This window comes from Sphingomonas sp. BL-S-05 (assembly GCF_055521695.1).
Map to the genome: position 1 here is coordinate 89,426 of NZ_JBVFVS010000004.1, position 18,922 is coordinate 108,347.

General features: G+C 66.7%; 25 protein-coding genes, 1 pseudogene and 1 other annotated feature. Of the genes and pseudogenes, 9 read left to right on the plus strand and 17 right to left on the minus strand.

What is annotated here, in order from left to right; genetic code table 11:
- The first annotated feature begins 69 nt into the window (after positions 1-69).
- From ACZ1JS_RS19225 to ACZ1JS_RS19240, 4 genes are all read left to right on the plus strand, one after another.
- Positions 70-1,254: a sigma-54-dependent transcriptional regulator gene (locus ACZ1JS_RS19225; RefSeq protein ID WP_465168923.1), complete on the plus strand. Its 1,185-nt coding sequence runs from the start codon at positions 70-72 to the stop codon at positions 1,252-1,254.
- A gap of 180 nt (positions 1,255-1,434) precedes the next feature.
- On the plus strand, positions 1,435-2,580 hold the full coding sequence (locus tag ACZ1JS_RS19230) for a sensor histidine kinase (protein WP_465168924.1): 1,146 nt from the start codon (positions 1,435-1,437) through the stop codon (positions 2,578-2,580).
- Entirely contained in the window at positions 2,577-3,164 is a 588-nt protein-coding gene (locus ACZ1JS_RS19235; RefSeq protein ID WP_465168925.1) for a class I SAM-dependent methyltransferase, read from the plus strand. The genes ACZ1JS_RS19230 and ACZ1JS_RS19235 overlap by 4 nt, the downstream gene beginning before the upstream one ends.
- 116 nt (positions 3,165-3,280) lie before the next feature.
- The gene (locus tag ACZ1JS_RS19240) at positions 3,281-3,772 is read left to right on the plus strand and encodes a GFA family protein (protein ID WP_465168926.1); all 492 of its coding nucleotides are present in this window, start codon (positions 3,281-3,283) and stop codon (positions 3,770-3,772) included.
- A gap of 30 nt (positions 3,773-3,802) precedes the next feature.
- Here ACZ1JS_RS19240 and ACZ1JS_RS19245 read toward each other — a convergent pair whose 3' ends face one another.
- From ACZ1JS_RS19245 to parA, 3 genes are all read right to left on the minus strand, one after another.
- Complete coding sequence (locus ACZ1JS_RS19245; protein WP_465168927.1) at positions 3,803-3,979, minus strand: hypothetical protein; 177 nt, start codon at positions 3,977-3,979, stop codon at positions 3,803-3,805.
- An 87-nt stretch (positions 3,980-4,066) separates the two neighbouring features.
- Positions 4,067-4,348 (minus strand): ribbon-helix-helix domain-containing protein, encoded by a 282-nt coding sequence (locus tag ACZ1JS_RS19250; protein WP_465168928.1) that lies wholly within the window; start codon positions 4,346-4,348, stop codon positions 4,067-4,069.
- The gene (gene parA, locus ACZ1JS_RS19255; protein WP_465168929.1) at positions 4,345-4,998 is read right to left on the minus strand and encodes a ParA family partition ATPase; all 654 of its coding nucleotides are present in this window, start codon (positions 4,996-4,998) and stop codon (positions 4,345-4,347) included. The genes ACZ1JS_RS19250 and parA overlap by 4 nt, the downstream gene beginning before the upstream one ends.
- A 365-nt stretch (positions 4,999-5,363) precedes the next feature.
- Between parA and ACZ1JS_RS19260 the strand changes: the two genes are divergently transcribed.
- Positions 5,364-5,516 carry a hypothetical protein gene (locus ACZ1JS_RS19260; RefSeq protein ID WP_440491986.1) on the plus strand — a complete coding sequence of 51 codons (153 nt, stop codon included), beginning with the start codon at positions 5,364-5,366 and terminating at the stop codon, positions 5,514-5,516.
- Positions 5,517-5,549: 33 nt separating this feature from the next.
- Here ACZ1JS_RS19260 and ACZ1JS_RS19265 read toward each other — a convergent pair whose 3' ends face one another.
- The 6 genes from ACZ1JS_RS19265 to ACZ1JS_RS19290 form a co-directional block, all read right to left on the minus strand.
- Positions 5,550-5,915, minus strand: a complete 366-nt coding sequence (locus ACZ1JS_RS19265) for a hypothetical protein (RefSeq protein WP_465168930.1) — start codon at positions 5,913-5,915, stop codon at positions 5,550-5,552.
- Entirely contained in the window at positions 5,912-6,151 is a 240-nt protein-coding gene (locus tag ACZ1JS_RS19270; protein WP_465168931.1) for a hypothetical protein, read from the minus strand. The genes ACZ1JS_RS19265 and ACZ1JS_RS19270 overlap by 4 nt, the downstream gene beginning before the upstream one ends.
- A 102-nt stretch (positions 6,152-6,253) precedes the next feature.
- Positions 6,254-6,733, minus strand: a complete 480-nt coding sequence (locus tag ACZ1JS_RS19275) for an FUSC family protein (protein ID WP_465168932.1) — start codon at positions 6,731-6,733, stop codon at positions 6,254-6,256.
- Positions 6,733-8,451: a ubiquinone-dependent pyruvate dehydrogenase gene (poxB, locus tag ACZ1JS_RS19280; RefSeq protein ID WP_465168933.1), complete on the minus strand. Its 1,719-nt coding sequence runs from the start codon at positions 8,449-8,451 to the stop codon at positions 6,733-6,735. Before poxB ends, ACZ1JS_RS19275 begins: the two co-directional genes overlap by 1 nt.
- A gap of 124 nt (positions 8,452-8,575) precedes the next feature.
- The gene (locus ACZ1JS_RS19285) at positions 8,576-8,785 is read right to left on the minus strand and encodes a hypothetical protein (RefSeq protein WP_465168934.1); all 210 of its coding nucleotides are present in this window, start codon (positions 8,783-8,785) and stop codon (positions 8,576-8,578) included.
- 106 nt (positions 8,786-8,891) lie between these two features.
- A complete protein-coding gene (locus tag ACZ1JS_RS19290) occupies positions 8,892-10,685 on the minus strand; it encodes an ABC transporter ATP-binding protein (RefSeq protein ID WP_465168935.1) in 1,794 nt (597 codons plus the stop codon).
- A gap of 510 nt (positions 10,686-11,195) precedes the next feature.
- Here ACZ1JS_RS19290 and ACZ1JS_RS19295 point away from each other — a divergent pair.
- Complete coding sequence (locus ACZ1JS_RS19295) at positions 11,196-11,447, plus strand: SpoIIAA family protein (protein ID WP_465168936.1); 252 nt, start codon at positions 11,196-11,198, stop codon at positions 11,445-11,447.
- A gap of 13 nt (positions 11,448-11,460) precedes the next feature.
- On the opposite strand, the gene ACZ1JS_RS19300 is transcribed toward ACZ1JS_RS19295, so the two are convergent.
- The 6 genes from ACZ1JS_RS19300 to ACZ1JS_RS19325 all read right to left on the minus strand — a co-directional run bounded on the left by ACZ1JS_RS19300 (position 11,461) and on the right by ACZ1JS_RS19325 (position 14,858).
- Positions 11,461-11,634, minus strand: coding sequence for a hypothetical protein (locus ACZ1JS_RS19300; protein WP_465168937.1), 174 nt, complete (start codon positions 11,632-11,634; stop codon positions 11,461-11,463).
- Positions 11,619-12,311 (minus strand): hypothetical protein, encoded by a 693-nt coding sequence (locus tag ACZ1JS_RS19305; protein WP_465168938.1) that lies wholly within the window; start codon positions 12,309-12,311, stop codon positions 11,619-11,621. Before ACZ1JS_RS19305 ends, ACZ1JS_RS19300 begins: the two co-directional genes overlap by 16 nt.
- A 71-nt stretch (positions 12,312-12,382) precedes the next feature.
- Positions 12,383-13,135 (minus strand): hypothetical protein, encoded by a 753-nt coding sequence (locus ACZ1JS_RS19310; protein ID WP_465168939.1) that lies wholly within the window; start codon positions 13,133-13,135, stop codon positions 12,383-12,385.
- A 206-nt stretch (positions 13,136-13,341) separates the two neighbouring features.
- Positions 13,342-13,863: a hypothetical protein gene (locus ACZ1JS_RS19315; RefSeq protein ID WP_465168940.1), complete on the minus strand. Its 522-nt coding sequence runs from the start codon at positions 13,861-13,863 to the stop codon at positions 13,342-13,344.
- Positions 13,864-13,953: 90 nt separating this feature from the next.
- A complete protein-coding gene (locus ACZ1JS_RS19320; RefSeq protein WP_465168941.1) occupies positions 13,954-14,589 on the minus strand; it encodes a hypothetical protein in 636 nt (211 codons plus the stop codon).
- Complete coding sequence (locus ACZ1JS_RS19325) at positions 14,586-14,858, minus strand: helix-turn-helix transcriptional regulator (RefSeq protein WP_082458207.1); 273 nt, start codon at positions 14,856-14,858, stop codon at positions 14,586-14,588. The genes ACZ1JS_RS19320 and ACZ1JS_RS19325 overlap by 4 nt, the downstream gene beginning before the upstream one ends.
- Before the next feature lie 143 nt (positions 14,859-15,001).
- Positions 15,002-15,057, plus strand: a sequence feature (sul1 is cis-regulatory element that is thought to sense ions involved in sulfur or methionine metabolism; They are found in Alphaproteobacteria).
- 62 nt (positions 15,058-15,119) lie between these two features.
- On the opposite strand from ACZ1JS_RS19325, the gene ACZ1JS_RS19330 reads away from it, so the two are divergent.
- A complete protein-coding gene (locus tag ACZ1JS_RS19330) occupies positions 15,120-16,607 on the plus strand; it encodes a SulP family inorganic anion transporter (RefSeq protein ID WP_465168942.1) in 1,488 nt (495 codons plus the stop codon).
- A 37-nt stretch (positions 16,608-16,644) separates the two neighbouring features.
- Here the strand turns inward: ACZ1JS_RS19330 and ACZ1JS_RS19335 are convergent, their stop codons facing one another.
- Both ACZ1JS_RS19335 and ACZ1JS_RS19340 read right to left on the minus strand, forming a co-directional pair.
- Positions 16,645-16,776, minus strand: coding sequence for a hypothetical protein (locus tag ACZ1JS_RS19335; protein WP_465168943.1), 132 nt, complete (start codon positions 16,774-16,776; stop codon positions 16,645-16,647).
- Between the two features lie 56 nt (positions 16,777-16,832).
- Positions 16,833-17,549 (minus strand): annotated as a pseudogene (locus tag ACZ1JS_RS19340) (DUF4158 domain-containing protein); the annotation flags it as partial.
- A gap of 129 nt (positions 17,550-17,678) precedes the next feature.
- On the opposite strand from ACZ1JS_RS19340, the gene ACZ1JS_RS19345 reads away from it, so the two are divergent.
- The gene (locus tag ACZ1JS_RS19345) at positions 17,679-18,305 is read left to right on the plus strand and encodes a recombinase family protein (RefSeq protein WP_465168944.1); all 627 of its coding nucleotides are present in this window, start codon (positions 17,679-17,681) and stop codon (positions 18,303-18,305) included.
- Between the two features lie 45 nt (positions 18,306-18,350).
- Entirely contained in the window at positions 18,351-18,881 is a 531-nt protein-coding gene (locus ACZ1JS_RS19350; RefSeq protein ID WP_465168945.1) for a P-loop nucleotide/nucleoside kinase family protein, read from the plus strand.
- Positions 18,882-18,922 lie beyond the last annotated feature (41 nt).

Genomic DNA, 18,922 nt, shown 5'->3' on the forward strand with positions numbered 1-18,922 from the left:
AGTGACCGTCCATGTCCGGACGCACTGTCCGAAAATGGACAGGAGCCGGGCCCGTCAAGCGGGCTGAACGTGCTGCTGATCGACGACAATGCCAGCATCGCCGAATCGATCGCACTCGCGGTGCGCCTCGGCGGACACCGCATCGATGCCGCCGCAACGCCCGAGGAGGCACTCTCCCGGCTCGCCGCCGCCCGCTACGACGTGATCCTGCTCGACATGAACTATGCCGCCGGGCGCACCGATGGCGCGGAGGGGCTGAAGCTGCTGGCGCGCATCCTGTCCGACGATCCGGCAGCAGCCATCGTCGTCATCACCGCGCATAGCGGCGTGCGTATCGCGGTGGAGGCGATGCGCGCGGGGGCACGCGATTTCATCATGAAGCCGTGGCGCAATGCCGACCTGCTCGCCCGCATCGCCACCGCCGCACGCGCGCAGGTGCCGGTCGCGGCAACACCGCAGCCGATGACGACCGAACCGGCGCGGCTGCTGGGCGACAGTGCGGCGATGGCGACTTTGCGCGATCTGGTCCGGCGCATTGGCCCGACCAGCGCCGGGGTGGTGGTGACCGGTCCCGCCGGATCGGGACGCGGCCTGACCGCCGCCGCGCTTCACGCTGCCTCCGCCGATGCCGGGGTGGCGATGCCGGTCATCGACCTGCGCGACGATACAGCATGGAGTCAGATTGTCGACACGTCGATGATCCTACTCCGCCATCCCGACCGTCTGGGCGAGGTCGGGCAGGCGCGGCTGCTGGCGCGGCTGCCCGCCGACACGCGCTGCATCGCCATCGCCGACAGCGCGAGCGGCATCCTGCCAGCACTCGCCCGCCGCATCGCCACGGTCGAGATCGCGGTGCCGCCACTCACCACACGTGGCGACGATGCGCTGCTGCTCGCGCGCCATTTCCTGCGGATGGCGGCGGCGCGGCATGGGCGGGCGGTCCCCGCCTTCACCCCCGCTGCCGAGGCGCGGATCCTGCGCGGCCCCTGGCCCGACGAGGTGCGCGGACTGGCGGTGGCGATCGAGCGCGCGGTCCTGCTCGGCGACGGCACGATCGACACCGCGCTGCTCGCACCCGAGCCGGTGGCGGTCGTCGCGGCGGATGCGCCGGTGCGCTTCGACCTCGACGAAAACGAACGCGCGGTGATCGAAGCGGCACTGCGCGAACATCGCCACAATGTCAGCCATGCCGCGGCAGCACTCGGGCTGAGCCGCGGCGCACTGTACCGGCGGATGGCGCGCCATGGGTTGTAGGCCCTGCCCTTCTACCTTCTGTCGTACCCCCGCGCAGGCGGCGGTCCAGAGCCACGCGGAACCACGGTCGCGCTTCATCACCCTGGGCCCCCGCCTGCGCGGGGGTACGGACCGCTTGCACCCCCACCCCCGTATCCGGGCAAAGGTCGGCGACCGCCGGCGCATCGCGATATACCGCCCATGCTGACCCCCGAACGCCGCCGCACCCTCGCCGCGCTCGGATCGGGCATCACCCTCACCCTTGGCGGCGCGGGGCTGGTACTGGCGTGGCAGGCGGGCGTGTGGGGGTCGCTGCTCGGCACGCTCGGCATCATCGCCTGGGCGCTGGCGCTCGGCTGCTGGATCGCACTGCGCCGCGCCGCGGCCAGCCCCGCCCCGCTCGCGACGGCGCACGACACGCTGCCGATCGCGGCGCTGCTCGATCAGGTGCCCGTCCCATTGCTGCGCATCGACGCGGCGCAGGTCCGCGCGATCAACCGCGCCGCACGCGCGCTGTTCGTCGCCGACGACCGGCTGACCGCGCCACCACCCGCGCTCACCGATCCCGCCGCACGGCATCTGCGCCATGCCGGGCGGCGCTGGCGGATCGATGCCGTGACGCTCGGCCCCGACACCCGCCTCGCCGCGCTGATCGACATCGCGGCGGAGGAACATGCCGCGCAGGAACGCGCCAGCGACGAGATGATCGACATTCTCGGCCACGAACTGCTCAACGGCTTGTCGCCGATCGTGTCGCTGGCCGACAGCGCAATGACCGCCGCCGCCCGCGGCGACGCGATGCTCGGCGATATCCTTTCCACCCTTGCCCGCCGTGTCGAGGGGCTGGAGGGGTTCACCCGCGCCTATCGCGAACTCGCCCGCCTGCCCGATCCGGTGCCCGGCCCGGTCGCGCTCGGCGAACTGGCCGACGATCTAGCGCGACTGTTCCGCGGGCGGTTCGGCGAAGCGGTGACGCTGACCGTCCAAGCCGAAGGGACCGCCCAGATCGACCATGACCAGATGGTGCAGGCACTCTGGGCATTGCTCCAGAACGGCGCCGAAGCCGCGCTCGCTGCGGACGCGCCGGCACGGGTCGCGCTGACCCTACGCGCCGACCATGGTTTCGTGGCGGAGGTGCAGGACAGCGGCCCCGGCATCGCCGCCGCCGATCGCGTGCGCATCTTCCGCCCGTTCCACACCGACAAGGCGGGTGGCTCGGGCATCGGCCTGACGCTCGCACGCCGCATCGCCCGCGCCCATGGCGGCGAGCTGACGCTCAGCGACACACACGCGACCTGCTTCCGCCTGACCCTGTCCGACATGTCGACAGGTCGAATTGTCGAATGACCGACAGGTCGAACGGCTATGATTTGATCGCCGACCGCTTCCTTGCCGCACGCTCGGACATCGGCGTCGGGGTCGTGCGCGACTGGGCCCGCGCCCTGCCCTTGGGTAGCTCGATCCTCGACATCGGTTGCGGCAGTGGCTGGCCGGTCGCGACGACACTAGCCGAAGCGGGCCACCGCCTCGCTGGGATCGATCCCTCCCCGACCCTGCTTGCCGCCTTCCGCCGCGCCGTGCCCGATGCCGATACCGCCTTCGAAGCCGCCGAGGACAGTCGCTTCTTCGGCCGCCGCTTCGACGGCGCGGTCGCGGTCGGGCTGTTGTTCCTGCTGCCCGAGGCGGCACAGGCGGCGCTGATCGCGCGCGTCGGACGGGCGCTCCACCCCGGCGGCGGCTTCCTGTTCACCGCCCCGCGGATCCCCGCGACGTGGCGCGACATGCTGACCGGACGGGTATCGCGGTCGCTGGGCGAGGGCGCCTATCGTACGCTATTGGCCGGTGCCGGCTTCCATCCCCCTCGAATTATTGCCGATAGCGGCGGAAATGACTGGTTTACGGCAGTTGCCGGGTCGACGGACCGGGCCTAAGGTCGGACGAATTGGTAACGAGGATCGTGATTGTCCGTGGACGGCCGGCAACCAGCGCAGCACCGTCGCGATCGTCCCGCCACGCATCGGCGCATCGCGTCGCGCGGTGACCGTCGATGAGCGCGCTACCCCCCGGCGATATCGATGCGATGCGCGGCAAGCCGCTGCGCCGCACCCTCATCGCCAAACCGGTCGCCGCACCGGTCGACACCACCCGGCGGCTCGCCACCTGTCGCTGCGGCTCGGTCCGCGCCATCTGCACCGGCGCGCCGCTACGCGTGCTGGCCAACCATTCCCCCGACAGCCAGCGCCGCAGCGGCAGCGCGTTCGCGGTCGACGCCCGCTTCGCCCAGGATCGCGTGTCGCTCGACGGGCCGACCAGTCGCTGGTCGGCGCTGGAGGGCGACGGCACCCGCACGACCTATCGTTTCTGCGCGACCTGCGGATCGACGCTCGCCTATACCAACGATGCCCGGCCGGGCGAGGTCGCGATTCCCGTCGGCGCCTTTGCCGATCCGGCATTTCCGCCACCCACGGTGTCGGACTGGGAACAGACCCGCCAGCCATGGGCCGCAATCACCGGCGACGCGGTCGAGCACCGCGACTGACGCCGCCATCGACCTGTCGACAGGTCGACGTCAGTGGCCGTAGCGCTTGATCCCGCGCTGGCGCAGGCGGCGGCGCTGGCGGCGGCGATAGGCAATGATCGCCCAGGGGATGACGATCAGCGCAACGACGCCGATGATCGCATAGGCCAGGAATTCACGGGACAGGTCCATCGGGGTTTCTTGCAATTTTACAACCGTCCTGTCCATGATTGCGATCAGGGACAGGACGTTAAATTCGGGTCCGCCCGCCGTCCGTTATCGCTCGACGTGTCGACAGGTAGGGCCGTCGACAGCCTATTCGCCGATCGGGCTCTCGCCATATTTGCGCAGCACGTCGTTGAACGCCTCGGCCATCAACGCCTGCAGGCTGCGGTCCTGCCGCCTCGCCAGCATGTGCATCGCCAGCGACATGTCGGGCGTGAAGAAACCGGCGATCTGCTTGCGGCCCTGCCGGCTCGCCGGACCCTTGGCATCGGTGGCGGCGGCGGCGGCCGGTGCGGCAGGAGCCGCGGCCGGGGCAGGGGGCGGCGGGGTCGCGCGGTCGCGCAGGTTGGCGAAGGACGGCTTGCGGCTCATGCCATGACTTTCCGGAAACGAGGGGCCGGCATGTCGAGCTGTCGACATGTCCACTTGTAGAGTTCGCGAACCTCTTCGGCCGCCTTGCCGGCGGGTTCGCTTTCCATGACCGTGCGCCCCTCGGCACTGGCATGGCGGTATGCGGCGCGATCGGGCAGCAGCACGGGGCAGGGCGGTGTGCCGAAGCCGTCGACCAGCTCGCCCGCCTCCTGATACACGCGCGGCGCATTGGGCGGGCCGGCGGTGAACACGACGAACGCCGGACGGCGCAGCAGCTGCACCAGCTTGGCGGTGGTCTGGATCGCCGACAGGTCGAACGCGCTCGGCCGGCACGGGATCAGCACCAAGTCCGCCGCCTCGACTGCGGCGCGCGCCGCGCTGTCGGCATGCGGCGGGGTGTCGATCACGATCACCTCTGCACCCTGCGCGGTCGCGGCGGCGATCTTGGCGGCCAGGCGGGGCGGAGGGCTGTCGATCACCTCGGGCGGTGCTTCGCCGCGCCACGACGCCCATTGGCTGGCGGTCGCCTGCGGATCGGTATCGACGACCAGTGCGACCCGGCCCGACGCCTGAGCGGCGGCGGCAAGGTGCAGCGCCAGCGTCGTCTTCCCCGCGCCGCCCTTCTGGCTGATGATGGCTATTGTCGGCATGTCGTCGCTTCTACCTGTCGACATGCCGACACGTCAAGCTGTCGAGGTGTCGGAACGGGTATTGCCGGTCGATCCATCCCATGTGTTATGCTGCCGCGACAAAGGCGTTCGTCGAAGCGATAGCGATCGGGACGCTGGATAAGGCAGGGTCGTTCCTCACCCTACTGATGACGATCGCCGCCTTCCCGTTTCCGGTCGGCTTGCCGCCGACTTGGTTGCCGATGCGGCCGAAGCCGATTGGTCGATACCATGGGGGTATGAGGCGTGTTGCGGCACGGAAGGGCGTTGGTGGGCCGGCTGCATCGCTTCCCTGCAAAAGCCCCTGCGAACCTTGGCAGCGTCCGCCATCTGGATAGGATGTCGCCGTGGACGAGGAGGATCCAGAGCCATTCCGGTGGAGCGACGAGCCCGAACTCGAATATAAGCTGCTGGGCTGGGGGTGCCTGTTGCTGCTCGCCCTGCCGTTAGCCGCTGCCTTTTACATCGCCTTCCGCTTCTGCGATCACGGCTGCGGCTAGCGTAGCCCGGTTACCGGTCCTTTCCCCGCTTCGTTATCGGAAGCACTGCACGAACGAGTCTGCCGGCTTGGTTTCGTCGAAGACACAATCATTCCGCGTCTTCACCGCCGCTTGCGTGAACAGCCTGATGACGGCGAGCTTTGCCGGATTGAAGGATTCGAGCCGTGGAAAACATCGCGCGGCGCCCGCCGTGCGCACCTGCCCGTCGACATTCGCCTCGAAGCTGGCCGTGTCGCCATGGCAGCCGGCGGAACCGTTCGGGACCTTTCCGATACGTTTCGGATCATAGGTTTCGGGCGCGTAGACCGCCGCGTCCAGAGCGGTGAGTTCCTGCCAGATCGAAGCGGCGATGACATGACGCTCGGCGGGTTTGTCGTTCCACGTCAGAAGCAGCGTCACCTAATCGTCGCGATGGCGCTCGATCTCATGGTCGGCGGACGGCCCGGAAGCCAGACCGAGACCTGCAAACGGCGAACATTCCGGCCGCTTCTCGCGGCCTCCTCGATTGGCATCAGGCCGGCGGCGATGAACTGTTGGCGACGAAACGCTGCGTTCTCGGCGATACCGCGCCGGAATGCAGCCTTAGTCGGGGTCTGCTCGACCGACGCGATCAGAAAGAATGCGGCCAGGAACATAGCCAACCTTTACCGAAACCTCCACGAACGATAATGCACGCTATGGGAAGCCAAACGGTTTCGACCGCTTACGATGAACCGACATGTTGACACCCCGACATGTCAACCTCCGGATCGGCGCTGCGGAAACACTGCCATCTCCGCCAATTGATGCAGCGCTGCGCCGACCAGGCAACCGATCAGCACCTCGACCCCGCGTGCGAAGCCGGCTTGCGCGATACCCTGGCCCGGTGCCACCGTCAGCAGCACGATCGCCGCGGTCCACATAGACAGCCGCAGGTCGCTCCGCCAGCGGACCAGCGCGGCGCAGATCGCGACGGCCACGCCCAGCGTCATGCCTGGCCCGGCCCCGGCCAATAGAATGCCGACCGCGATCGCCACCCCGATCCCGACCGCCGTCGCCACGAGCCGCCAGCCCAGCGTCCGCCGGGTATCGCCCAACCGGTCCTGCGACACGACCAGCGCCGATACCGTCGCCCAGACCGGATGATCGAGCCCCGCCCACGACGCGATCAGCAGCGCCAGCACCGCCGCACCGGCACAGCGCAGCACGAACGCCGCCGCCGCCAACCGCCCCGGCATCACCGCAGCAGATTGGCCTTAGCCAGTTCCAGCACCTCGTCGCCGCGCCCGCTCATGATCGCGCGCAACGTGTAGAGGCTGAACCCCTTCACCTGCTCCGCCTGTATCTTGGGCGGCATGGCGAGTTCGAGCGTCTCGGTCACCACATCGACCAGCGCCGGGCCGTCATGCGCGAAGGCGGCGCGCAGCACGCTTTCCAACTCGTCCGATCGCGTCACCCGTGCGCCGAAAAAGCCCATCTGCGCCGCGACCGCGCCGAAATCGGGGTTCTTCAGCGCGACGTTGGTGTCGACATAGCCCGCCGCCTTCTGCTCCATCTCGACGAAACCGAGCGTCGAATTGTTGAAGACGATAATCTTGATCGGCAGGTTCATCTGCACCGCGGTCAGCATGTCGCCCATCAGCATGGTCAGGCCACCATCGCCCGACAGCGACACGATTTGCCGCCCCGGATAGGCAGCCTGCACGCCCAACGCCTGCGGCATCGCATTGGCCATCGACCCATGATTGAACGATCCGATCAGTCGCCGCCGCCCGTTCATCGTCAGATAGCGCGCCGCCCACACCGCCGGCGTGCCGACGTCGGCCGTGAACACCGCATCCTCACTCGCGAGCCGGTCGACGACCTTCGCCACGAACTGTGGGTGCAACGGCTTGTCGCCGTCGCGTGCCGTTGCGAGATCGTCCAGCCCCTCGCGCGCTTTCGCATAATGTGCCCGCGCTTTCGTCAGAAAGGCGTCGGAGCGATCGGGCGCGATCTGCGGGGTCAGCAGCGCCACCGCCTCGCGCACATCGCCGACGATACCGATCTCGATCTGCGCCCGCCGCCCCAGTGCCGAAGGATCGCGGTCGATCTGCGCGATCTTCGCCTTCTCGGGATAGAAGTTGCGATAGGGGAAATCGGTGCCGAGCATCAGCAGCGTGTCGCACTCCATCATCGCATGATAGCCCGACGAAAAGCCGATCAGCCCGGTCATGCCGACGTCGTACGGGTTATCCCATTCAATCCATTCCTTGCCGCGATAGGCATGGACGATCGGGGCGTTCAGCGCCGCCGCCAGCGCCACGACTTCGTTATGCGCGCCGGCAACACCCGCCCCGCAGAGCAAGGTCACCGCCTCCGACCCGTTGAGCAGTTCGGCGAGCCGGGCGATTTCCTGCACCTGTGGCACGACGCGCGGGGGCAGGGGGGTCGCGAAGTCGGCACGGGCATTGTCCGGCGCGTCCTTGAGCGCGACGTCGCCGGGGATCACCAGCACCGCGACGCCCTGCTTGCCGATCGCGGTGCGCAGCGCGCGGTGGAGCAGTTCGGGCATTTGTTCGGGGGTCTGCACCATCTCGCAGAAATGGCTGCATTCGCGGAACAGCTCGGTTGGGTGCGTCTCCTGGAAATAGTTCAGCCCGATCTCGCTCGACGGAATATGCGCGGCGATGGCGAGGACGGGCACGCGGTTGCGCTGGCAATCGAACAGCCCGTTGATGAGGTGGAGATTGCCCGGCCCGCAGCTGCCCGCACACACCGCCAGTTTTCCGGTCGCGGCCGCCTCGGCCCCGGCGGAAAAGGCCGCGACCTCCTCGTGGCGGACATGCATCCATTCGATCGCGCCCGACCGGCGCAGGCTGTCGTTGATCGCGTTCAGGCTGTCGCCCGTCACGCCCCAGATCCGCTCGACACCCGCCGCGATCAGCGTGTCGGTGATGAGATCGGCGATCTTCATGGTGTTTCCCTCGAATAATGGTCGAGGGCGAAACGAGGGGCGGGCGGTTTGGCTTCGTGAGCGTGGTTGCAATGACGGCAAGCCGGATTTCTGGAGGACGGCAGCCTACGATGCCGCCATCATCCTATTGCACGGTCGTGCCGGCGATCGCGACCTCGGCCACCCGCCCGCGACGCCGCTCCAGCATCTGGCGTTCGGACAGCGAATTGCCGATCGCCGCCCTGTCCGCCGATCGCGTATCGATCCTGTCCTCGACATAGCCAAGGGCCATCATGGTCCCGAGTACGGCAGCACCAAAGGCACCGGCGGTCAGATATCCGTTGCGCTTCGTCATAGGGTTCATCCCGATACTAGCGAAAATCCCCCTGAAAACAGGCATTGCCGGCTTTGGGTCCCTGCCATCCCGTTCGGTCTGAAGCGTACCTTTCGATCTTGGGCGATCAGGCGATCTCCGCCACCGCCGTCCCCGCCTGTCGCTCGAACAGCCGCCGATACTGGCCCTCCTCCGCCGCGAGCAGCGCGTCGTGGGTGCCGTCCTCGACGATCCGCCCGCCGGCGAACACCAGGATGCGGTCGAGCGCGCGGACGGTCGACAGGCGGTGGGCGATGACGATCGCGGTGCGGCCGATCATCAACCGCTCCATCGCCTGCTGGATCGCCGCCTCGCTTTCGGAATCGAGGCTGGAAGTCGCTTCGTCGAGGATCAGGATCGGCGCATCCGCCAGGAACGCCCGCGCGATCGCCACCCGTTGACGCTCGCCACCCGACAGCTTGACGCCACGTTCGCCGACCAGCGTGCGATAGCCCTTGGGCAGGGCCATGATGAAGTCGTGCGCGTTAGCGAGCCGCGCCGCCTGTTCGATCTGCGCCTGGGTCGCATCGGGCCGGCCATAGCCGATATTCTCGGCCAGCGTGCGGTGGAACAGCACCGGTTCCTGCGGCACGATCGCGACCTGTCGGCGGAGCGACGCCTGCGTCGCCTGCGCCACGTCCTGCCCGTCGATCGTCACCCGCCCGGCATCGACGTCGTAGAGCCGCTGGATGAGCTTCACGAAGCTGGTCTTGCCCGATCCCGACGGTCCGACCAGCCCGACGCGCTGCCCCGCCGCGATCGTCACCGACAGCCGCTCGTACAGCGGCCGGTCCTGCCCGGCATAGCGGAAGGTCACGTCGCGAAACGCGATCGCGCCGCCCTGAATCGCGATCGGCCGCGCATCGGCTCGGTCGGCGACGCCCAGCGGTTCGTCGTGGAGCGCGACCAGCTCCTCCATTTCGTTCACCGCGCGCTGCAGCTGGTGCACATATTGGCCGATGTCGCGCAGATAGCCGTTCAATACCAGATAGCTGGTGACGACATAGGCCATGTCCCCGGCACTCGCCCGACCCTGCGCCCAGAGCCATAGCGCGGTGCCGGTCGCGGCGATGCGGATCAGCCAGAGCAGCGCCAGCTGTCCCGATCCCGCCCAGGTAAAGGCCAGCCAGGTGCGCAGCGTCCGCCGCCGCCATTTGGCGACGGTCCTGGCCAGCAACGCCTCTTCGCGCGCCTCGCCGCCGAACGCCTTCACCACCGCATTGGTGCCGATCGCATCGGCCAGCACCCCGCCCATCCGGGTATCCCACTGGTTCGACAGCCGCGCGATCGGCGCCAGCACCCGCGTCGCCAGCCACACGGTCAGCGCGATATAACCGACCGCGCCGATCCCCATTACCAGCCCCAGCAACGGCCAGTGCAGCGCCAGCAGCGCGACCGTGCCGACCAGCACCGTCAGCGAGGGGAGCAGCGACAGCAGCAACACGTCGTTCAGCGTATCGAGCGCCCACATGCCGCGCGTGATCCGCCTGACCGTCGACCCCGAAAAGGCATTGGCGTGCCAGTCGGTCGACAGCCGCTGGACGCGGGCGAACGCTTCCTGCGTCACGTCGCGCATCATACCCAGCGTCAGCGGGGTGATCGTCCACCAGCCCAGATGGCGCAGCACGACCATCGCTCCGCCGAGCAGGGTGATGGCCGCGAAGGCGCGCCATGCCGCCGCCGACGCGCCGCTGCCGACCGCGTCGATCATCCGCCCGGCATAGAGCGGCACGAACACCTCGGTCAGCGTCGCCAGCAGCATCACCGCCGCGCACGCGACCGCCAGCCACGGCGTGCGCGCCCAGTGGCGAAAGGTAAAGGTAAGCACCGCGCGCAGCACGGAGGCGCGCGGAAACAGATCCTCGGTATCGTCGTCGGTCATGGCAGTTTCCGCGGCAGATGCGCGGTCCTTGTAATCAGCAGGGGCAGGTCGGTCGGAGACCGTGGGCGTCAGTGGTGGATGCCACCGACCCGAAGATCGCCGTGGGCGGGCATGGTGCAATTGGTCATGTCGCCCTCCCTGTCGTGCGTGCTGGACGCCGATTCCATAACCGATCGGACGGGGAATTGGTAGGCGGCGGGTAACGCTGCGAAAGGTGACGAAGGTTGCACGTATCGATCCCTGCCAAATCCGGCACGTTTCCAACCGATTCTTTATTTATATTGTAATATCAATATTTCAGATAGTTTTTCACAATATTGGCGCAATGCACGCCATGGGCATTGTGATCTGCGTTGAATACGCACGGACGTTCGGCCATTATCCCGGAACGAAAGACCTTCCCAAGAGGCGTGGTTGACGGTGAATATCGAAAAGATCCTTGTCGATCGACCGGAAGGACTGTGGAACCGCGACGCATGCCGGCGGCATTTTTCCGATCTCGGGCAACGGTTGACGAAAAGTCGCCGGATCCACGGCAAAGGACGCGTGCTGGTCGACCTGTCGGGGACACTCGTTCAGCCGCAGGAGGCGTTTTCCTATGTCCAGTCCGACCTGGCCGGCATCCTCGCACCCGCCGACCGGATCGCCTTTGCCGGCGGGGTCGCGCTGCTGCGGATGCAGAAGAAACGCCTGACGCTGCCCGCCGAGACGGAGGTTTTCGAAAAGGTCGAGGACGCCCGCGCATGGTTGGAGCAAGGCTGACGGGGCTTCGCGCCTATTCCGCACCTGTCCGGGCATAGCGGCCGGCGGCAAGGTCGTGGAGCACCCGCCGGATATAGCGGACCTTTTCCAGCGGTTCGCGCGACAGCGCCGAATAGGTCAGATATTTGCGCGCCAGCAGATAGCCGTCGGGCGTCTTTTCCAGCACGCCGATCAGTTCGGCGAGCACCGCATGGCGCCACAGCGTCGGATAGGGGAAGCCGTCCAGCGCCTCGACCTCGCGCAGCGTCGCTGGGCAGCGCAGATCGTCGGGCGGCACGTCGTCCGCCCCGCCATATCGGCACCCAGCACGGGATCGTCGGTCAACCGCGCGGCATTCAGCACGGTGACTGCGCCGATCAGGTACAACGTCATCAGCGCGGCGGGCTGCACCTCGCTCAATTCGAACACCGACAGATAGATGTCGAGCGCGGCCGCGACCCGTTCGCGTGGAGGGCGGTCGGCGCTGCCGGCCGGCGGATGGATGCCGCTCACCTCGAACCCGGCGATCAGCGCGTCGAAAATCGCGGCCAGCGTGTCCGACAGCCGGGTTATCGCCGGCAGCGTGTCGAACCCGGGCACCAGATAGAAGCTGTTGCCGTCCGCCTCGCAGAAACCGGCGGCGATCAGCGCACGGCCGGCGCGGCGCACGGTTTCGCGCGGACGATGCAGCGATGCCGACATCGCCTGCAGGCTGAATTTGCGGCTATCGCCCTTCAACGCCGCGCGCAGCATCAGCATCAGCACCGCCGAGCGATGAAAATCGCGCCCGGCGGCGACGAACGCCGCCGACTGGGCGCGCAGCTGGAATGCGTTGATGACCCGTGTCGCGTGGCGCACGGGAAAGGCCGAACCGATCCGCTCCATCCGCTTTCTTCATGCCTGGCGGGCGTTGGCAGATATCCGCCAACGCCCGCCAATTCCACCGACGATGCCGATCAGTTCAGACTGGGGACATAGACGTAGAAGGTCTGGCCGGTCACCAGGTCTATCACGGTTTGGTCGAGATGCAGCGTGCCGCCGTCCATGATCCTGATCGATCCGCAATCGTCGGCGGTTCTGCCGTCGCCGGTGATGGCCATTACCGAAAAGAATTTGCCGTCCACCATGCCGAAATGGCTGTCGACAAAACCGTCGCCATTTTCGTCACGCAACGCCACCGTGGTGACGATCTTCAGGTCCTTGGCCGACAGGATCGTATCGTCGCCCAGGTTCAGGCCGAGTTGGTTGTCGTACAGGATCGTGCCGCCGTCGAACGTGTCCGCCCCGATCTTGCTTTCGGTCTTGCTGGAAAAAAGTTTACTGAAATCGTGGAACGTCTCGGCGTCGGCATAGGCATATTGCCCGTTCATTTCGCCCAGATAGCGCAGCTCGGTGATCTTCTCGTTACCATTGCTCAACGACAGCTGGTCGTTGCCGGCCTTCTTGCTGTTGACCCGATCGATATCGAGCAGGCCGTTCTTTCCGAAGCCGACAAAGCCATCATTGTTGCCGTCGAAAATCTTCTTGCCGGTGATGATGCTGTCGTCATGTTCGAAAAACAGGAACGTATCGTCACCGACATCGCCATCGGCGATCACGAACGCGGCGTTGAGCTTGAAGCCGTCGCCATCGGCATAATGGGTGTCGTTCCGATTATTGGCGACGACATCGATTTGATATGCCGACTTAATCAACGTGTCCTTGCTCATTACCATGTAAGCCCCCTGTCAATCGATATCGAATACGATGTTCGTGAGGGGGGCGTAGGCCGCGACCGATACCGGTCGCAACAAAGTGCATACCCAAAATGAGAGCGTCACGACCGCGTCCCGTTTCGGTACGCCGTTGACCCTGTCCGCCCTTGCGGCTGCTGTCAGCACGAATTTCGCAAAGGACCGGGCGCAATTGCGCGTGGCTATCCCACCCGCCGGAAATGGAATTTACGGACGAAGGGATCGCCCTTGTCGTCGACATCGGCGGCCGATTCGGTCATTTCGCGGCCGTCGGGGGCGATGGTATAGACCCGGACCGATGCCGGCATCCGGTTGCGCGCGAGGTTCATCACCAGCACGTTCGGCGCGGGCAGCAGGAAGGCGGCGCTGTCGGCCTCGCTCGTCTCGCCCTCGCTGCGCGCGGCGCGGCCGTCGGGGCGATAGGCGGTGGTCATGTGGCGGACGCTGTCGTCCTGCGCGGTGATGTCGACGGTCAGCCGCGACCGCCCCCCGCCGATATCCTCGAACATATAGACGACGCGCCTGGGCGGGGTGCCATAGGTGGCGGGCATCCGCGTCAGATCGAGTTCCCAGCGGCCGAGGAACGGCGATCGGGCGGCGATGGGGGCGGATGCGGGGACAGGGGCAGGCCGGGCGATGGCGCTACCGGGGCCGGCGGCCAGCAGCGCGAGCGGCAACAGGATCGTTCGGCGGTGATACGACATGCGGCGTCTCCTTCGGGGTAGCGACAGGGCGCGACCGTCCGTCCCCCACGCGGACGGCGCAGGGTGGTGGGCGAGCGGCCTTCGAAAGCTTCAGGCGGTCCGCTCGACCTCGCGCGACAGGTCGGCGTGCCAGCTCGACACGATCAGCAGGATCGCCAGCTCGACGCCGACGACCGCGCCCATGATGAGCGACTGGCGGACATTCAGGAACAGCGCGCCCATGAACACGATCAGCGTGGTCGACGCCGCCAGCGTCCGTGCCGACCAGCGCAGCGCCCGCGTCCAGTCGCGCTCCAGCATCACCCAGGCGAGCCGGACATGGCCGATGCCGATCGCCAGTTGCAGCAGCGCCAGCACCGGCCCCGCCGACTGGTAGAAGGGCCACAGCCATTTGGTCGCCATGCCGTCGAGCAGCGCGCCGGCAAGGCCGTGATCGCCGGGATAGAGATAGGACAGGCCGAAGCCGACGCACGCGATCTGGAGCGCGGCCATCGGCAGCAGGATGCCGATCGCGACCACATAGCTGGTGAGCAGGAAGCGGCCATGGCTGCTGGTCAGCGCCGTCCGCCATGCCGCGATCAGGCAGCCAAAGGCGAAGGACAGCGCCTTGCCCTCCGCCGCCGCGGCCGCGACTTCGCCGGCCATCGCCCGCGCCCAGACTTCGCGCTGTTCGCCCATCGTCGCCGCCGCCAGCGCCAGCATCGCGCGGGCCAGGAAGGTCGTCATGCCATCGCCTCCGTGCCCGATGGCGCGTCATCCGTATCGGCCAGCTCCATCGCCAGCGCGAAACCGCTTGCGGTCAGGCGATAGACATGGCGCGGCGGGCGTCCGGGCTGGGCCGGCGCGCACCACTGCGCCTCGACCAGATGCTGGTCGGTCATGCGCATCAGCAACGGATAGAGCGTGCCCGACGACAGGCCGGTTTCCTTCAGCAGGTCATAGCCATGCCGCCCTTCGCCGCGCTGCTGCGCCAGCGCCGCCAGCACGCGCCGCATCTGTTTCGAGGGTTGCCGGTTCCGTACCATGGACGAAGAACAACATATGTAGATTTAATAGTCAACCGGCCGGGATCGGCGGGTCCGGCGTGCCGTCACCCCTTGCCCCACATCGCCGATCGCCGCTATGGGCGCCTCATTCGCAAGGACCCGGTGCAATTCCGGGTGGCTATTCCGGCCGCCGATCCGCCGGACAACATCGCACATGACCTGAACGCCTGCGCCCGACGGTGGCGCCATGTGGCTTGATGTGGATTTTCCATGACTTTCGATTCCATTTCCTATCGCCGCCAATGGTTTGGCGGAGCGGCGCAGATCCGCCGCGACATTCTCGCCGGCATCGTCGTCGCGCTGGCGCTGATCCCCGAGGCGATCGGCTTTTCGATCATCGCCGGGGTCGACCCGCGCATCGGCCTCTATGCTTCGGTCGCGATCGCGATCACCATCGCCTGTATCGGCGGGCGGCCGGGGATGATCTCGGCGGCGACCGCAGCGGTCGCGGTGCTGGTCGGGCCGCTGGTCCGCGACCATGGCGTCGAATATCTCTTCGCGGCCACTATCCTGATGGGGCTGATCCAGATCGCCGCCGGGCTGCTGCGGCTCGACCGGGTGATGCAGTTCGTGTCGCGGTCGGTCATCACCGGCTTCGTCAACGCGCTCGCCATCCTGATCTTCCTGGCGCAGCTGCCGCAGCTGACCGGGGTGACGTGGCACAGCTATGCGCTGATCGCGGGGGGCCTTGCCATCATCTACCTGTTGCCGCGGGTGACGCAGGCGGTGCCGTCGCCGCTGGTCGCGATATTGGTGCTGAGCGTTATCAGCATCGCGCTGAACCTGCCGGTCCATACCGTCGGCGACATGGGGAAGCTGCCTGAAGGGTTGCCGAGCTTCGCATGGCCGCAGGTGCCGCTGACGCTCGATACGCTGCGGATCATCCTGCCCTATGCCCTCACCATGGCGGCGGTCGGGCTGCTCGAATCGCTGCTCACCGCGCAGATCGTCGATGACATGACCGATAGCGACAGCGATAAGCGGCAGGAATGTGCGGGCCAGGGCGGTGCCAACATCGTCGCCGCTTTGTTCGGCGGGATGGGCGGTTGCGCGATGATCGGGCAGTCGGTCATCAACGTGACCTCAGGGGGTCGCGGGCGGCTGTCGACCTTCGTCGCCGGGGCGTTCCTGTTGTTCCTGCTCGCCGTTCTGGGACCATGGGTCGGGCGGGTACCGATGCCGGCGCTGGTCGCGGTGATGATCATGGTGTCGATCGGCACGTTCAGCTGGAATTCGATCGCCAATCTCCGGCGCCATCCGCCGACCTCGTCGATCGTGATGCTGGTCACGGTCGCGGTCGTCGTCGCGACGCGCGACCTGTCGCTGGGCGTGCTCGCCGGGGTGTTGCTGTCGGGGGTGTTCTTCGCCGGCAAGGTCCAGCGGATGTTCGCGGTCGAGCGGGTCGTGGGCGAAGCCGGCGTCACCTACCGGGTGAGCGGACAGATTTTCTTCGCCTCGGTCGACCGCTTCCGCCGCGCCTTTGCCGTGGAGGGGGCGGTGCCGGTGACGATCGACGTATCGGCGGCGCATTTCTGGGATATTTCGGGCGTCGACGCGCTCGACAAGATCGTCGCCCGGCTGCGCCAGAACGGCGCCGAGGTGACGGTGGCCGGCTATAACCGCGCCAGCGCCGATCTGGTCGACCGCTTCGCGCTGCACGACAAGACCGGGGTCGAGCTAGGCGTCGTGCCGCATTGATGCGCGCAGGGGGGAGAATACTCCCCCTGCGCGTCGCTCACATCGCCTGCTGCTCGCGGTTCAGGCTGCGCGCCGGCGGGGTCGCGACCGGGGCCGGGGCGGCGGCGGCACCCGGACGGACACCCGCCGGCACCTCGACGAAGGGCAGGTTCAGCGTCGCGCTGGTCATCCGCCGAATCTGGTTGGTGAAGGCCGGATCGTCGTTGAGCATGCGGCCATAGGACGGGATGTGATCCCGATGCCGCGCACCGTGTCGAGCCGTTCGATGATCCCCTTCAGGTTTGCGGCCGATGGGGCTTCCGGCCATTCGCGTATCCAACCAAGGCGGGTCCGGCCATTGTCGTCGGATGCGATCAGGCGTTCGAGCGCCGCTTCCTGATCGGCCGAGCAGTCGCGGATCAGTCCGGTATGCGCGGCCTTGCGTGCCTGCGCCCGCACGATGAGGGCGAGACGTTCCAGCGTCGATGCCGCAGGCAGCACGATCCGGTCGAGCCGTAGGCGATCGACCATACCTGCGACAATCGCCTCGCCCCGATCGGTCGAAGTGGCGATCTCCGATCCCAGCGCCAGCATCGATCGCACGTCGGTTCGGTCGAAGGCGCGCAGACCGAGATACGCTTCGATCTCCGCGCGATGCTCGCGCAGCGTCGTCGCGCGAGCAGAATAGTCGGCGAAGTCGTCGGTTCGGCAACCGATCTGGTCGGCGAGCAGCGACAGCATGGCGGCAGGCACCGCCTCACCCGGCAGCAGCGCACGCCCCGGATGGCGCAGGTAGCAGAGCTGCACCGCATAGCCGAGCCGGTTCGGTCCGCGCCGGCGCCGCGACACCTGTCCGAGGTCATCGGGGCCGAGCGTATAGAGTCGTTCAATCGTCGCCCGGTCGGCAGGCGGATCGAAGATCGCACTGCGCTGCGCGGGCGACAATATGGTCCTGGACGGCATCGGCTTCCTGTTCGTCACGCAACAGGGAAGCGACCCTGTTCACGGAGCGTAGACCACAATACGGGTTATGTGACATTATGGCGATCAATCGACGGGCAATACCGCTCCGTCACGCAGACGGACGTATATGTGACAACGCAAATCGGTTACGCGCGGGTGTCCAAGGCGGATGGCAGCCAAGTCCATGACCTCCAGCGCGATGCACTGGTCGCGGCGGGCGTCGATCCCGAGCATATCTATGAGGATGCCGCATCGGGCCGGCTCGACAAGCGGCCGGGTCTCGATGCTTGCCTGAAGGCGCTACGCCGCAACGACACGTTGGTCATATGGAAGCTCGACCGGCTCGGTCGCGATCTGCGCCACCTCGTCAACACGGTCGGCGACCTGACGAAACGCGGCATCGGCCTCAAGGTGCTGGCGGGCGAAGGCGCGTCGATTGACACCACCACCGCCAACGGTCGGCTGATCTTTGCGATCTTTGCCGGCCTTGCCGAGTTCGAGCGCGAGCTGATCGTCGAGCGCACCCGCGCCGGCCTGGCGTCCGCGCGTGCACGCGGTCGGCATGGCGGTCGCCCGTTCAAGATGACCCCCGCCAAGCTGCGTCTTGCCCAGGCCGCGATGGGCAAACCGGAGACGAAAGTCGCGGAGCTGTGTGCCGAACTGGGTGTCACCCGTCAGACCCTCTACCGACACGTCACACCCAAGGGCGAGATCAGGCCGGATGGCGAGAAGCTACTCGCCCAACGTGCCCGGTAAATCCATTCTGTTCATAAGCCGTCCTAGGTCGGCAGCGGAGACTTTATGCTCATTGTTCTCAGTGGCCTGCCTGGCACTGGCAAGACGACCATTGGAAAGGCATTATCTGCCAAACTATCAGCAGCTTATGTTCGTGTTGACGAGATCGAGCACGCGCTGAGGCAACATTCGGGATTTGACCACGATATCGGCGCCGCGGGTTACGTGGTCGCCTTTGCTATAGCATCGTCAAACCTGAAGCTCGGGAACTTGGTTGTCGCCGATAGCGTCAACCCCGTCCCGGAAAGCCGGCAAGGCTGGCGAGATGTGGTTCGCGCTATTGAAGGATCACATCTCATTGAAGTGGAAGTTATATGTAGCGATGAAAACGAACATAGGCGTCGGGTCGAGGGGCGTGCGCCAGACATTCATGGCTTCACACTTCCCACATGGTCGTCAGTCGTCTCGCACGATTACGTGCCGTGGGTAGAACCCCGCCTCATAGTAGACACGGCAATTCTCAGTATTTCAGCTGCCGTTTCGACGATTGAAACGCAGCTGGAAATGGTGGCCGTAATCCGCTCGCCGTCGCAATAGGCAGCAGACTGCTCAATACCCCGCAGCGAAACTCCACAAGC

Excerpts from the sequence above, each read along its gene's own strand:
- ACZ1JS_RS19240 (WP_465168926.1), top strand. The coding sequence starts at position 3,281 with ATGAGCGCGCTACCCCCCGGCGATATCGATGCGATGCGCGGCAAGCCG.
- ACZ1JS_RS19320 (WP_465168941.1), bottom strand. The coding sequence starts at position 14,589 with ATGACGACCTTCCTGGCCCGCGCGATGCTGGCGCTGGCGGCGGCGACG.
- ACZ1JS_RS19325 (WP_082458207.1), bottom strand. The coding sequence starts at position 14,858 with ATGCGGCGCGTGCTGGCGGCGCTGGCGCAGCAGCGCGGCGAAGGGCGG.
- ACZ1JS_RS19315 (WP_465168940.1), bottom strand. The coding sequence starts at position 13,863 with ATGTCGTATCACCGCCGAACGATCCTGTTGCCGCTCGCGCTGCTGGCC.
- ACZ1JS_RS19330 (WP_465168942.1), top strand. The coding sequence starts at position 15,120 with ATGACTTTCGATTCCATTTCCTATCGCCGCCAATGGTTTGGCGGAGCG.
- ACZ1JS_RS19250 (WP_465168928.1), bottom strand. The coding sequence starts at position 4,348 with ATGAGCCGCAAGCCGTCCTTCGCCAACCTGCGCGACCGCGCGACCCCG.
- ACZ1JS_RS19310 (WP_465168939.1), bottom strand. The coding sequence starts at position 13,135 with ATGAGCAAGGACACGTTGATTAAGTCGGCATATCAAATCGATGTCGTC.
- ACZ1JS_RS19335 (WP_465168943.1), bottom strand. The coding sequence starts at position 16,776 with ATGACCAGCGCGACGCTGAACCTGCCCTTCGTCGAGGTGCCGGCGGGT.
- poxB (WP_465168933.1), bottom strand. The coding sequence starts at position 8,451 with ATGAAGATCGCCGATCTCATCACCGACACGCTGATCGCGGCGGGTGTC.
- ACZ1JS_RS19270 (WP_465168931.1), bottom strand. The coding sequence starts at position 6,151 with ATGTTCCTGGCCGCATTCTTTCTGATCGCGTCGGTCGAGCAGACCCCG.
- ACZ1JS_RS19235 (WP_465168925.1), top strand. The coding sequence starts at position 2,577 with ATGACCGACAGGTCGAACGGCTATGATTTGATCGCCGACCGCTTCCTT.
- ACZ1JS_RS19275 (WP_465168932.1), bottom strand. The coding sequence starts at position 6,733 with ATGCCGGGGCGGTTGGCGGCGGCGGCGTTCGTGCTGCGCTGTGCCGGT.
- ACZ1JS_RS19350 (WP_465168945.1), top strand. The coding sequence starts at position 18,351 with ATGCTCATTGTTCTCAGTGGCCTGCCTGGCACTGGCAAGACGACCATT.
- ACZ1JS_RS19230 (WP_465168924.1), top strand. The coding sequence starts at position 1,435 with ATGCTGACCCCCGAACGCCGCCGCACCCTCGCCGCGCTCGGATCGGGC.
- ACZ1JS_RS19305 (WP_465168938.1), bottom strand. The coding sequence starts at position 12,311 with ATGGAGCGGATCGGTTCGGCCTTTCCCGTGCGCCACGCGACACGGGTC.
- parA (WP_465168929.1), bottom strand. The coding sequence starts at position 4,998 with ATGCCGACAATAGCCATCATCAGCCAGAAGGGCGGCGCGGGGAAGACG.
- ACZ1JS_RS19290 (WP_465168935.1), bottom strand. The coding sequence starts at position 10,685 with ATGACCGACGACGATACCGAGGATCTGTTTCCGCGCGCCTCCGTGCTG.
- ACZ1JS_RS19285 (WP_465168934.1), bottom strand. The coding sequence starts at position 8,785 with ATGACGAAGCGCAACGGATATCTGACCGCCGGTGCCTTTGGTGCTGCC.
- ACZ1JS_RS19245 (WP_465168927.1), bottom strand. The coding sequence starts at position 3,979 with ATGGACAGGACGGTTGTAAAATTGCAAGAAACCCCGATGGACCTGTCC.